Here is a 12,342-nt window from a genome sequence, read left to right as displayed (position 1 = left end):
CCGGGCAACGTTCCCGGGGGTGCTCCTTATTTTGTCGGTGCCTCCTGCAAGAGTATGGACATGGAGCAGATTCGGGACAGGCGAGCGGGTGTGGTGGCGTCGGGCGCGCCCATTCCTGCGCTGGTTCCTGTCGGTGACGATTCCGTTCGTCCAAGCCGTATCCGGCTCGGTACTGTGGAGTCCGGCTCATCCAGGCAGTCCAGTTCCTCCCTGCAGCCAAGAGCTGTTGAGTCCGGCACTGTCAGTGGCGATCTGATCAATCAGTTGCGGGCGTTGGAGGAGATGAAGTCAGCCATCGTTGCTTTGCAGGTGAGGATCGCGGTGGCGTTGGATCTGGCACAGCGCCAGGAGCAGGCAGAGGCCGGTGTGCCCGTGTCCGAGCGGGGTAAGGGTGTTGGGGCGCAGGTGGCGTTGGCTCGGCGGGAGTCCCCGAATCGTGGCTCCCGGTTGTTGGGGATGGCCAAAGCCCTGGTCATGGAGATGCCACGAACCTTGGCCGCGTTGAACACGGGCCAGTTGAATGAGTGGCGGGCGACGTTGCTGGTGAAGGAAACGGCGTGCTTGTCTGTGGAGGACCGGTGTGCCGTGGACGAGGAACTCGCAGCGGATACCGGAACTTTCGACGGCGTTGGGGATCAAGCGATCATTGCCGCGGCGAAAGCGGTCGCGTACCGGCGTGATCCGCGGTCGGTGGTGAAGCGTGCCTCTCACGCCGTGTCCGAGCGGACCGTGAGTCTGCGTCCGGCGCCGGACACCATGACGTACCTGACTGCGTTGCTGCCGGTCGCGCAGGGGGTTGCGGTCTATGCCGCGCTCACGCGTCGGGCTGATTCTGCCCGTTCGGCCGGTGATCCCCGGAACTGGGGCCAGGTCATGGCCGACACCCTCGTTGAGCGGGTCACCGGTACGCCGTGCGGGATCTCAGGGATCAATCTGGACCTCGTGATGACCGACCGGACCCTCTTTCAGGGCGATGCCGAACCCGCACGCGTGAAGGGCTACGGAATCGTCCCAGCAGGGTGGGCCCGGAAACTAGTCGGTGCAGGCGGCGCAGGCAGGGAGATTCCAGCGGGGCAGGATCCCGCGGCTGGCAGCGACTCCGGTCCTCCGCGGGATCCTGAGCTCCAGGTCTGGCTTCGCCGGCTTTATACGGCGCCTGCCACAGGAGATCTCCTGACAACGGATTCCAAAGCCAGGCTCTTTCCACCGCGGCTCAGACGCTTCATCGAAACCCGCGATGACACCTGCCGCGCCCCCTACTGCGACGCGCCCATCCGGCACATCGACCACATCGTGCCCTGGCACGCCGGAGGCACCACCATCCTGGCCAACGGGGCCGGCCTCTGCGAAGCCTGCAACCACACCAAAGAAAACCCCGGCTGGAGCGCCAACACCAGGCCCGGGGAAAGACACACCCTGGAAATCCGCACGCCCACCGGACACAGCTACCGCTCGCAAGCGCCGCCCCTGCCCGGGCACCGGCCCTCCAGAACGTAATCACCGCCGTTCAAACGTGCCCGCAGGACGCCCATATCGGTGCGTCCTGACGTGCCCTGAAAAGTTTTCAAAAAAGATTCGTACCCGGCGTAACCCTTTGGCGTACGTGGACGATTACGTCTGTGAAAGGGTCGAGCTGGAATTTGTCCCCCATCATGTTCCAGCTCGGCTCTTCCTTGTCCGGATCAATTTGCCTGATCAGATTTTCCTCGGACAAGCGGGTCCTCCGTGAGGATGGCCCGGCAGAGCAGATACCCTTGGTGAAGTCCTCCGTCGTGCAAAGGCGGGTGACCTGGCTACAAAGCCACGGACCTGCCGCCGATCGAAAGTCCCATAACTGTGACCGACGCATTGACCGACGAAGCGCTTCATGCGCTCAAGGGCAATAACGCGGAACTGTTCAGTGCCGTCTACCAGTCCTACGCGGGCCAGGTTCTCGGCTACCTGACGGCCAAAGGCGTGCCCGATCCTGAAGCAAGTACGCAGGATGTGTTCCTCGCGGTCTTGCCGCGGCTGGATGACCTCAGCGGCGGTGTTAACGGCCTGCGGACATTCATCTTCTCGGTGGCCCATGCACGCATGGTGGATGAGCACCGGAAGCAAAGCCGGGCTCCGATACACCACGAGTTCGAGCCCGAGCGGGATACGCGCGAATCGAGCTCTGCGGAGGCCGAAGCTTTGACCAGGCTGGCGCCGAATGAGGTGGCAGCACTCCTGGATTACCTGGGCGACGACCAACGTGAGGTCCTGAACCTCCGCATCGTGGCCGGCCTGACGGTTGAACAGGTAGCCGACATCATGGGGAAAACCGCCGGCGCAGTAAAGCAGTTGCAGCGCCGGGCTCTTATTACGCTCCGTGAGCATTCGGCAGTAAAGGAATACGTGTCGCCATGACATACAGGGATACAGACCGCGAAGCGATGGTTGACGAGTTGTTGCTCGACGCCGATCTCGCCGACGCCTCGGACGTCCGGAATACGCTGCTTTCGCTGGGTACCTTTGCCAATCTGTCGGCTCCTGCCCCCAGCGCGGAGCTCGCTGCCATGATCGCCGGACCGCACGATGAACTGTCCAAGCGTCGTTGGCGGCACAAGCATCGGACCGCTGTGGTCAGCATTGCCGTGGTTGCTGCGATGGGACTTGGTGTGAGCGGTGTTGCCGCGGCCAGTTCGGGCTTCACTCGGAACCCGTCTTTCATTGATGAACTCATCGGGAATTTCCAGCCCCAGCCGGCAGTCGCCGCGCCGGTACTCCCTGCGCCCGATGCGCCACGTGTCAGCACGGAAGCGGCTCCTGCCGCAGATCCGGCCGCTGTTCCACCTGCCTCGGAAGTGCCGTCGATTCCCGTCGCAGGCACCGTGCCAACACCAGCGATACCTGTCGAAAATCCGGCCCCGGCACAAACCCCGGCAAAGGCGCCGGCAGCGGACGTGGCACAGCCGCCGGTAGCGGTCGCTGTCCCGGAAGCCACCGTGCCCACACCTGCCGTTCCGAACGGGTCCAAGCCAAACCCGGACCAGAACACGCAGGCGAAGCCGAGCCAGGTCAAGACGCGGGGCCAGGAAGCAGTCTGGCCTGAAGCATCAAAACCCGGTGCGGGGCAGTCAGACAAGCCCGGGGCCCAGGGCAGCAAACAAGGCCCGCAGCTTCCGTCGTTGTCCGACAAGCGCGCAGAAGAGCAGTTCCAGACTGCGATGGACAAGTGGAAGCAGTGGCTGAAACGCGGTCACCGCTAGTCGTGTTTGGGGGCTGGCTACGCCAGAACCTGGCGCTTCGAAGAGATAACCCCGGTATCGAAGCCAGCCAGATGGAGGCCACCGTGGAAGCGGGCGTGCTCGATCTTCACGCAGCGGTCCATGACCACGTTGAGGCCCGCAGATTCGGCGTCGCGGGCAACCTCTTCATGCCACGAACCGAGCTGCAGCCACAGCGTCTTGGCGCCAACCGCGACGGCTTCGTCCAAGACCCCCGGAAGGTCGTCGTTCTTGCGGAAGACGTCCACGATATCCGGTGACTCGGGAAGGTCGGCCAGCGACGCGTACGTTGGCTGGCCCAGGATTTCCTTGACCACAGGGTTGACGAAATACACCTTGTAACGGGTGGACGACTGCAGGTACGTGGCCACGAAGTAGCTGGCACGGGACGGCTTGTCCGAGGCACCGACGATCGCGATGGACTTCGCCTGCCGGAGGAGTGCCAGGCGCTCAGGAGCAGATGGGCCCTCCCAGGTACGTTCAGCGGTGCTCATGCTTTCGCTCCTACGGTTTGAGTGCCTGCCGCCGGGATTGCCACCGCGCAGGCTTCACCTGGTTCTTCATCAGATGCAACAGTCTGGGCCGCCGTCAGCGCCTGGTCCAGGTCCCAGAGGATGTCCTCAAGGTCTTCCAAGCCAACGGAGATCCGGACCAGGTCCTCCGGCACGCCAGCCGACTCAAGCTGTTCGGCGCTGAGCTGCTGGTGGGTGGTGGAACCGGGGTGGATGACCAAGGTGCGGGCGTCGCCCACGTTGGCCAGATGGGACGCGATCTGCAGCGACTCGATAAACTTCCGGCCAGCTGCACGACCCCCGGCAACACCGAACGAGAAAACGGAACCCGGCCCCTTGGGCAGGTACGTCCGTGCGCGATCGAAGTGCGGGTGGGACGGCAAACCTGAGTAGTTCACGTACGCCACGCGGGGATCGGCATCGAGCCATTCGGCCACGGCCTGGGCGTTCTTCAGGTGCTCATCCAGGCGCTGGGGGAGCGTTTCAACACCCTGCAGCAGCTGGAACGCGGAAAGGGGTGAGAGCGCCGGGCCGATGTCGCGAAGATGCTCGCAACGCAGCTTGGTGAGGAAGCCGTATTCGCCAAAGTTGCCCCACCAGGAGACATTGCCGTAGGACGGGACAGGTTCGGTCATCATGGGGAACTTGCCGTTGCCCCAATTGAACCGGCCGCTTTCCACGATCACACCGCCCAGGGTGGTGCCGTGGCCGCCGATGAACTTGGTGGCCGAGTGGATCACGATGTCCGCACCGTGCTCGAACGGCCGCACGAGGTAAGGCGTGCTCAAGGTGGCGTCGACCACCAAGGGGATACCGGCGTCGTGCGCTACCTTGGCCAGCCCGGCAAGATCCTGCACTTCCGACGACGGGTTCGCAACGACCTCGACGAAGAGCGCCTTGGTGTTCTCCTGAATGGCTGCGGCGTAATCGGCCGGATCCGTTCCGGGCACGAAGGTGGTGCCCACGCCAAAGCGGCGAAGGGACACGTCCAGCTGCGTGACAGTGCCGCCGTACAGCTGGGACGCCGCGACGATGTGGTCGCCGGACTGCGTCAGCGCGGCGAAGGTGATGAACTCGGCAGCCATGCCCGACGCCGTTGCTACCGCCCCGATCCCGCCCTCAAGGGACGCGATACGCTCCTCGAAAGCCGCGACAGTTGGGTTGCCGATGCGCGAGTAGATGTTGCCGTACTTCTGCAGGGCGAAGAGGTTCGCGGCATCGTTGGTGTCCTTGAAGACGAAGGACGTGGTCTGGTAGATCGGCACCGCGCGGGCGCCGTGCTCGGCGTCGGGAGTGCCGCCGGCATGGAGGGCACGGGTGCGGAATCCGAAGGTACGGTCAGCCATCAGACTGCCACCGAATCGGCGACGGGTGTGGAGGAGAGGTCCAGCTCGGTGCCGTTCTTGCGGGCAAGGTCTGCTTCGAGTTCACGGACGATCGGCAGGACGTCCTGGCCGAACGCAGCGATCTCTTCCTGGAAGTGCAGGTACCCGGTGAGGAACAGGTTCACGCCGATCTTCTTGTACTCCACGATCCGCTCGGCGATCTGTTCCGGGGTGCCGATCAGTTGGGTCTTGAAACCGTCGTTGTACTGGACCAGGTCCTCGAACGTGGAGTCCGCCCACATGCCCTTGCCGTCCTTGGTGGAGGCGCCGGCTTCCTGCACGGCGTCCCGGAAGCCCTGGACTGCCGGCTTGTGGGCCTTTTCCACGACCTCACGGAGGGTGTCGCGTGCTTCCTTCTCGGAATCGCGGGCGATCACGAAGCCGTTGAGGCCAAACTTCGGCAAGGACAGCGCTCCCTCGGTGCCGCGCTTAGTCTCACCGGAAGCGGCCACCACGCCGGCGATGTTCTCCTTGAAGCCCTCCAGGTCCTTGCCGTTGGAGAAGTACCAGTCCGCCACGCGGCCCGCAGTGGCCTGAGCCGCCGTCGAGTTTCCGCCGAAGAAGATTTCCGGGTGCGCACGCCCGGGAACGTCGACGGGCGCCGGGTTCAGGGTGAAGTCGGTGATGTTGTAGTACTTGCCGCCCTGGCTGTAGCCCTGCTCGGTCCACAGGCCGCGGAGGACGTTGATGAATTCCTCGGTGCGGACGTAGCGCTCATCGTGTTCCAGCCATTCGAGGCCGAAGTTGGTGAACTCGCTCTTGAGCCAGCCCGAGACGATGTTCACGGCAGCACGGCCATTGGAGATGTGGTCCGCGGTGATGATGAATTTCGCCAGGACGCCGGGGTGCCACATGCCCGGGTGGACGGCGGCGATGACCTTGAGACGCTCGGTCGCCGCGAGGAGCGCCAGGCTGAACGACGTCGCTTCGTGCTGCTTATCCGCACCGTAGGAAGCGGCGTAGCGGGTCTGGGTCAAGGCATACTCGAAGCCGGAGTTCTCCGCGATCCGGGCAAGCTTCTTGTTGTAGTCGAAGTCCCAGCCGGTGCGCTGCTCGATGGTGGACACCACCAGGCCGCCGGAGACGTTGGGAACCCAGTAGGCGAACTTGAGCGGCTCGGAGAGTCGGGCGACGTTGCTGATCTCGGTCATGAATTTTCCTTTACTAGGGCCCGCTCGCGCAGGACGTCCTGGATGCCGGCAATAGCCGGTTCGTTCTGGAGTGAGGTGGTATCGCCCAGGGCGGTCCCCTCAAAAAGCTGGGTCAACAGACGGCGCATGATCTTGCCGCTGCGGGTTTTGGGTACGTCAGCCACCACGACGACGTCGCGCGGCTTGGCGATGGGGCCGATCTCCTTGGCAACGTGGTTGCGCAGGTTGTTGGTCACTTCCGCAGCTGACCCACCGGAGGCGTCACTGCGGGCGTCAGTGCGGGCGTCACCGCGAAGGACGACGAACGCGACCACCGCGTGCCCGGTGGTGGGATCGGCCACCGGACAGACCCCGGCCTCCACCACGTCCGGGTGTGAAACCAGCGCAGACTCGATCTCGATGGTGGACAGCAAATGGCCTGAGACGTTGAGGGTGTCGTCCACGCGCCCAAGGATCCAGATGTCGCCGTCGGAGTCGTATTTGGCGCCGTCGCCGGCAAGGAACCAGCCCTGCTCCGCGTACTGGCTCCAGTAGGAATCGAAGTACCGCCGCGGGTTGCCCCAGACGGTCCGTGCGATGGCGGGGCCGGGACGGTCCACCACAATGAAGCCCTGCACGCCGGGCTCCGAAAGAGTGCCGGCCTGGTCCACTACCCGTGTGCTGACCCCTGGAAGCGGCCGTGCGGCACAACCGGGTTTGAACTCGGTGTCCGTTGGTGAGGGAGACATGATGGTGGCGCCCGTTTCGGACTGCCACCACGTGTCCACCATGGGTGCAGTGCCCCCGCCGATGTTCCCGCGCAGCCAGCGCCAGGCTTCGGGGTTCACGGCCTCGCCCACCGTGCCCAATACACGGATGGAGGAGAAATCGTAGCTCTCCGGCACGCCGTCGGGGAACCAACCCATGAGGGAGCGGACCAGCGTGGGCGCGGTGTAGTACTGGGTGACCTTGTAACGCTCGATGATCTCGAAGTGCCGGCCCGGATGCGGGGTGTTGGGGGTGCCCTCGAAAATCACCTGGGTGACGCCGTTGGAGAGCGGCCCGTAGATCTCGTAGGTGTGGGCCGTGACCCACGCGAGGTCAGCGGTGCACCAGTGCACGTCGCTTTCCCGCGAGGACGGGTCCGGGTTGCTGAAGAGGTACTCGAAACTCCAGGAGGCCTGCGTGAGGTAACCGCCCGAGGTGTGAACCAGGCCTTTCGGCTTACCTGTGGTCCCGGAGGTGTACATGATGAACAGCGGAGTCTCGGCGTCGAAAGCCTTCGGCTCGTGCACGTCGGAGGCGGTGTCCACGACATCGTGCCACCAGACGTCGCGGCCTTCCTTCATGTTTACGCTGGCCAGATCCCCGGCAGGAGTGGTCCGGTTGATAACCAGTACGTGCTCGATGGCGTTGTCACCGGCGACGGCGGCATCGGCATTGTCCTTCACGGGCACAGCCGTTCCGCGCCGGAACTGCCCGTCCGTAGTAACCAGGAGCTTCGCCTGTGTGTCCTGCACGCGGAAGCGGAGCGCCTCGGCCGAGAAGCCGCCGAAAACCAAGGAGTGGATGGCGCCGATGCGGGCCACGGCTAGCGTAACGATCACAGTTTCGGGGATCACTGGCAGGTAGATGACCACGCGGTCGCCCTTGGTGATCCCAAGGTCCAGGAGCGCGTTGGCGGCCTTGGACACCTCGCGTTGAAGCTCTGCGTAGGTGATGGCACGGCGGTCACCCGGCTCGCCCTCGAAGTACAGGGCTACCTTGTCACCCTTGCCGGCAAGCACATGCCGGTCCACGCAGTTGTACGCGACGTTCAATTTGCCGCCGTCGAACCATCTGATGTCCGGGCCGCGGCCCGCTTCGACGTCTGTCGGCGTCCAAGTGTGCGCGGTGTGCCACGGCGCCGCCCAATGCAGGCGGCGTGCCTGCTCTTCCCAGAAGCCGACGGCCGATCCGGTCTCATCAAAACCGCTGTGACGCGCCCGCTCGCCGAAATCAGCGCCGTGCACTGCGCCGTCCGCGGGCTCAGTCGAGGACCATCCCGATGAGCCGTGAAGGGAGCCGGGCGCGTCAAGCAGCCCTGCTTCAGAGGCCGTCGCGTCCGAAGTGGTGTGTGAAATTTTGGGTACGGCAGAAGTCATGCGAAATCTCCATGCCTGGAATTGGCGCAGTGCGATCCAAGGGATGGTCGCCCTTTGTTTCGCTGGGATGGTCGTTCCTTACTAAAGCCGATCGTTCATTTGACTCAAAATTGGGCAGACTCCATGCGTAATATTCGCTGTTCAGCCGGGCCGAGCGGCGAATGATGCAGATTATTCGGCAAAGCAGCTCCTGGAGGGGCGGGAGTAGGCTTGGCTCATGATGCATGTCAACGATCCGGCCGTCGTCGAGCGGTTGATGCGAACAAAAGGCACATGGGCCGTCGTGGGCCTCAGTACCAACCAGTGGCGCTCCGCTTACGACGTTTCGCTCTATGTCCGGGACACCATGGGCATGGAAATCATCCCGGTCAACCTCAAGGGCGAGGACGTGCACGGCGAGAAGGGGTATAAGACCCTGGCTGATATTCCAGAGGCGAGGCGCCCCATCGACGTTGTGGACTGCTTCGTCAACTCCCAACGAGTCGGTGCAGTGATCGACCAGGCCATTGCCATCGGCGCCAAAGCAGTGTGGCTCCAGCTCGGCGTGTTCGACGACGAAGCCACGCAGCGCGCCAGGGACGCAGGATTGGATGTCGTGGTGAACTCCTGCCCGGCGCGCGAGGGCTGGCACTACGGCTTGTGATTCCTCTGCTAGATTGCAGCTGAATCATTTCTTGAGTCTTGGGGGACAGCCATGTTCGGCGGCCATTCTGCGGTGCCATTTTCCACTCCCAGCAGACGGGCCGCCTTCAGTATTCTTGGCGCTTCCGTGGTTGCCGGTTTGACGGCTTGCACAGCAGCGGAAGGCGCTGACAACACTCAAAGCGCTGAAAGTTCGACGCCGGCGCTGACGCCCGGTGCCGCTTCAGCGTCGCCGGCTGTTACTCCCACGCCTACTCCTACGGCCACCAAGCGCCTTCGGAAATCGTTCATTCCGGACTACCAGTTGCCGCCGATCGTGGGCGGATTGGCTCCGGTCATCACTAAGATCGAGACCCAGCATCCCGTGGTGTTCCTGACCATCGACGACGGAAACATCAAGACGCCCGAATCGATCAAGCTCATGGCCGGGTACGACTACCCGGCATCGCTCTTCCTCACCAGGGACACGATCGCCGACAATCCTGCCTTCTTTAATGCGTTCAAAGCCCAAGGCAGCCTGATCGAGAACCACACGGTAACGCACAACATCAACATGGTGCGGCAGTGGGGATACCAGCAGCAGGTGAACGACATGGTGGGAATGCAGGAGTACGCGTTCCAGCACTACGGCCGCAGACCCACGCTTTTCCGTCCCCCGGGAGGCGCCTATTCCAACGTGATGCGCAAGGCTGTGGCGGACGCAGGCATGAAGGCGATCGTCACGTGGGAAGCCAAGGCAAACGCCGGAAAGATGGACTACCAGGTGGGTAACTCGCTGCGCCCGGGCGACATCGTGCTCATGCATTTCCGTGCCGAGTTCGCGGCGGACCTCGCTGCGTTCCGCGCGGCCCAGTTGGCTGCGGGGCTCGAAGTAGTGTTGCTGGAGGACTTCCTGGGCGTTGCGTAAGCTCGCTGCATGGACGTTTCCCGCCTCCGCGAAATCTGCCTGGGCTTTCCCGGCGCCTTTGAAGACTTCCCCTTCGGTCCCGAGACATCCGTCTTCAAGGTGCGTGCCGCCGTCGCGGGTGGAACCCGGCACGAGGCAAAGATGTTCGCCCTGTCCTCGATGGACCCGGACAACTGGTCCGTGAGCCTCAAGTGTGAGCCGGCGTTGGCCGAACAGCTCAGGGCCGCAAACCCCGAAATCACTGGTGCCTGGCACATGAACAAGACCCACTGGAACGGTGTCCGGCTGGATGGGGCCCTCTCCGATGACATGGTCAGGGACATGGTGGAGGACTCCTACGACCTTGTTGTTGCCACCCTGAGCCGCAAGCAGCAGGAGCAATTGGGCTGGGCCAGGCTCGCCAATCCGCGCGGCAGCTGACACGCGCGCGAACACACTCCCCACGGCGCTGACATGGGACTAGATTGATACTGCATACCTAAGGACCTCAGCCTCAGCGCTGGTCAGGAGCGGTTTGATGCTGGATCAGAAGACGCAACTCCATATGCGCTCCACTGGCGTCGAAAATGCCTCTATGGCCCATGATGATCGAACCAAGGCCTGGATGATTGCTTTGCACGTTAGCCCCAGCATGTTTCTCGGCGGTAAAAACCGGCTCACTGAGGCCGTGGTGGAGTTCCAATTAGTCGAACAATGGGCGGAAAGACGGGGAACTGAGCGGCAAAAGACCCTGGCCCGGGAAGCCATCACAGAGTGCGGAAAGGCCCTCGCGGAGGGTCCGTAGAAAGATCACGCTTTGACAAATGTTGATCGAAACTGCCGCGAAATATTGATTTTCGATCATTCGTGGTGAATTATGTCACAGAAGGTTGGTGCTGCCAGAGCGCCAACCCAGACTGTCTGACTGAACGGCTTTCCCGCCGCAACAGTCGACACTACGAGTCACTGGAGGGTTTAGAAATGAACGTTCAGCACCAGTCCGTCGGTCGCCGTGGATTCCTGCGTGGAGCACTCGCTGCAGCCGTGCTCGTGCCCATGGGGGGAACCATTGCTTCATGTGCCGCAGGTGGCGGTACCACCACCACCGGCCCTACAGGCACTGTCTCCGACACCAACCCGTTCGGTATGGCAGAGAAGGCCACCATCGACGCCGTGATCTTCAAGGGTGGCTACGGCATCGACTACGTCGAGTTCGCCGGCAAGATCTTTGAGAAGACCCACGAGGGTTCCACCGCCAAGATTTCCCCGTCCACGGACATCGCCCAGGAGCTCCAGCCGCGCTTCGTGGGTGGCAACCCGCCGGACCTGATTGACAACTCCGGTGCCAAGTCCATCGGCTTCAGCACCATCCTGGCCCAGCTCGAGGACCTCACGCCGCTCGTGGAGGCCAAGAACCTCGAGGGCAAGGTCATCAAGGACACCCTGTACACCGGCGTACTGGCTCCAGGCACTTTCGATGGCAAGCTGGCCGCCCTGAACTACGTGCTGACCGTCTATGCAATGTGGTACTCGGATTCCCTCCTCAAGGAGAACGGCTGGACCGTTCCCAAGACCTGGGACGAAATGTACGCCTTGGGCGAGCAGGCGAAGGCCAAGGGCAAGTACCTGTTCGTCTGGGGCAAGGAAGCCGCTACGTACTACCAGGAAATGGCGATCGCCTCCGCTATCAAGGAAGGCGGTGACGACGTTCGCCTCGGGTTGGAAAACCTCACGGCGGATTCCTGGTCGCACCCCGCCATCCAGTCCGTCTTTACCGCTCTGGACAAGATCGTCAAGGCCGGCTTCTTCAAGCCAGGTGGCTCGGGCACGCAGTTCACCGCCGCGCAGGCGCAGTGGAGCAACGCCCAGGAAGCTGTGTTCTACCCGTCCGGTTCGTGGATCGAAAACGAAATGAAGGACCAGACCAAGGCGGGCTTCAACATGATGGGCGCACCCGTGCCCACCGCGAGTGCAAGCTCCAAGAAGCCTTATGCGGCTCTCCACAGCGCTGCCGGCGAACCTTTCATTGTCCCCTCGCAGGGCAAGAGCGCCGCTGGCGGCAAGGAATTGCTCCGCATCATGCTGTCCAAGGAAGCTGCCACCAACTTCGCCAAGACCAAGCTGGCTCCCACCATCGTCAAGGACACCGTTCCGGCCGATGGCTTCGGTTCCACGGCCCTGGTTTCGCAGACCAAGTTGCTGGGCGACGCGGGCGAGGACATCTTCACCTGGAACTTCATCGATCTCTACGGCACCAACAAGGACCAGCTGGTTGTCTGGAACAGCTTCCTGGACGGCAAGTCGGACGTAGCAACCTTGACCTCCGCACTGCAGAACATCACCGACAAGGTCCGTAACGACAGCTCGGTCAAGAAGATCGAAGTGAAGTGAC

Annotated in this window: 12 protein-coding genes; 8 read left to right on the top strand and 4 right to left on the bottom strand. The window is 62.9% G+C overall.

What is annotated here, in order from left to right:
* Nucleotides 1-54 precede the first annotated feature (54 nt).
* From ACSSVG_RS07260 to ACSSVG_RS07250, 3 genes are all read left to right on the top strand, one after another.
* A complete protein-coding gene (locus ACSSVG_RS07260; RefSeq protein WP_492418147.1) occupies nt 55-1,497 on the top strand; it encodes an HNH endonuclease in 1,443 nt (480 codons plus the stop codon).
* A gap of 339 nt (nt 1,498-1,836) precedes the next feature.
* Entirely contained in the window at nt 1,837-2,391 is a 555-nt protein-coding gene (locus tag ACSSVG_RS07255; protein ID WP_231340316.1) for an RNA polymerase sigma factor, read from the top strand.
* Nucleotides 2,388-3,233, top strand: coding sequence for a hypothetical protein (locus tag ACSSVG_RS07250; RefSeq protein WP_492418145.1), 846 nt, complete (start codon nt 2,388-2,390; stop codon nt 3,231-3,233). The genes ACSSVG_RS07255 and ACSSVG_RS07250 overlap by 4 nt, the downstream gene beginning before the upstream one ends.
* 17 nt (nt 3,234-3,250) lie before the next feature.
* Here the strand turns inward: ACSSVG_RS07250 and ACSSVG_RS07245 are convergent, their stop codons facing one another.
* From ACSSVG_RS07245 to acs, 4 genes are read right to left on the bottom strand one after another with little or no spacing between them, the layout of a single operon-like run.
* Nucleotides 3,251-3,745, bottom strand: a complete 495-nt coding sequence (locus ACSSVG_RS07245) for a CoA-binding protein (RefSeq protein WP_231340318.1) — start codon at nt 3,743-3,745, stop codon at nt 3,251-3,253.
* Nucleotides 3,742-5,109, bottom strand: a complete 1,368-nt coding sequence (locus ACSSVG_RS07240; RefSeq protein WP_492418143.1) for an O-acetylhomoserine aminocarboxypropyltransferase/cysteine synthase family protein — start codon at nt 5,107-5,109, stop codon at nt 3,742-3,744. The genes ACSSVG_RS07245 and ACSSVG_RS07240 overlap by 4 nt, the downstream gene beginning before the upstream one ends.
* Nucleotides 5,109-6,299, bottom strand: coding sequence for a dimethylsulfone monooxygenase SfnG (gene sfnG, locus ACSSVG_RS07235; RefSeq protein WP_492418141.1), 1,191 nt, complete (start codon nt 6,297-6,299; stop codon nt 5,109-5,111). Before sfnG ends, ACSSVG_RS07240 begins: the two co-directional genes overlap by 1 nt.
* Entirely contained in the window at nt 6,296-8,422 is a 2,127-nt protein-coding gene (acs, locus tag ACSSVG_RS07230) for an acetate--CoA ligase (protein ID WP_492418139.1), read from the bottom strand. The genes sfnG and acs overlap by 4 nt, the downstream gene beginning before the upstream one ends.
* Before the next feature lie 217 nt (nt 8,423-8,639).
* Here acs and ACSSVG_RS07225 point away from each other — a divergent pair, with 217 nt between their 5' ends.
* From ACSSVG_RS07225 to ngcE, 5 genes are all read left to right on the top strand, one after another.
* Nucleotides 8,640-9,065: a CoA-binding protein gene (locus ACSSVG_RS07225; RefSeq protein ID WP_231340322.1), complete on the top strand. Its 426-nt coding sequence runs from the start codon at nt 8,640-8,642 to the stop codon at nt 9,063-9,065.
* Nucleotides 9,066-9,203: 138 nt separating this feature from the next.
* The gene (locus ACSSVG_RS07220) at nt 9,204-9,971 is read left to right on the top strand and encodes a polysaccharide deacetylase family protein (RefSeq protein WP_492418137.1); all 768 of its coding nucleotides are present in this window, start codon (nt 9,204-9,206) and stop codon (nt 9,969-9,971) included.
* A gap of 9 nt (nt 9,972-9,980) precedes the next feature.
* Nucleotides 9,981-10,391: an MmcQ/YjbR family DNA-binding protein gene (locus ACSSVG_RS07215; protein ID WP_159705716.1), complete on the top strand. Its 411-nt coding sequence runs from the start codon at nt 9,981-9,983 to the stop codon at nt 10,389-10,391.
* A 97-nt stretch (nt 10,392-10,488) separates the two neighbouring features.
* The gene (locus ACSSVG_RS07210) at nt 10,489-10,755 is read left to right on the top strand and encodes a hypothetical protein (protein ID WP_492418135.1); all 267 of its coding nucleotides are present in this window, start codon (nt 10,489-10,491) and stop codon (nt 10,753-10,755) included.
* 176 nt (nt 10,756-10,931) lie between these two features.
* On the top strand, nt 10,932-12,341 hold the full coding sequence (gene ngcE / locus ACSSVG_RS07205) for an N-acetylglucosamine/diacetylchitobiose ABC transporter substrate-binding protein (RefSeq protein ID WP_253466137.1): 1,410 nt from the start codon (nt 10,932-10,934) through the stop codon (nt 12,339-12,341).
* Nucleotide 12,342: the final 1 nt, after the last annotated feature.

This window comes from Paenarthrobacter sp. E2MeOHC11, from assembly GCF_058744955.1.
The sequence above is the reverse complement of the archived record's forward strand: the minus strand, read 5'-3'. Positions and strand labels throughout refer to the sequence as shown.

Coding starts and splice junctions, on each gene's coding strand:
- ACSSVG_RS07260 (WP_492418147.1), top strand. CDS start 55: ATGGACATGGAGCAGATTCGGGACAGGCGAGCGGGTGTGGTGGCGTCG.
- ACSSVG_RS07250 (WP_492418145.1), top strand. CDS start 2,388: ATGACATACAGGGATACAGACCGCGAAGCGATGGTTGACGAGTTGTTG.
- ACSSVG_RS07245 (WP_231340318.1), bottom strand. CDS start 3,745: ATGAGCACCGCTGAACGTACCTGGGAGGGCCCATCTGCTCCTGAGCGC.
- ACSSVG_RS07240 (WP_492418143.1), bottom strand. CDS start 5,109: ATGGCTGACCGTACCTTCGGATTCCGCACCCGTGCCCTCCATGCCGGC.
- sfnG (WP_492418141.1), bottom strand. CDS start 6,299: ATGACCGAGATCAGCAACGTCGCCCGACTCTCCGAGCCGCTCAAGTTC.
- acs (WP_492418139.1), bottom strand. CDS start 8,422: ATGACTTCTGCCGTACCCAAAATTTCACACACCACTTCGGACGCGACG.
- ACSSVG_RS07225 (WP_231340322.1), top strand. CDS start 8,640: ATGATGCATGTCAACGATCCGGCCGTCGTCGAGCGGTTGATGCGAACA.
- ACSSVG_RS07215 (WP_159705716.1), top strand. CDS start 9,981: ATGGACGTTTCCCGCCTCCGCGAAATCTGCCTGGGCTTTCCCGGCGCC.
- ACSSVG_RS07210 (WP_492418135.1), top strand. CDS start 10,489: ATGCTGGATCAGAAGACGCAACTCCATATGCGCTCCACTGGCGTCGAA.
- ngcE (WP_253466137.1), top strand. CDS start 10,932: ATGAACGTTCAGCACCAGTCCGTCGGTCGCCGTGGATTCCTGCGTGGA.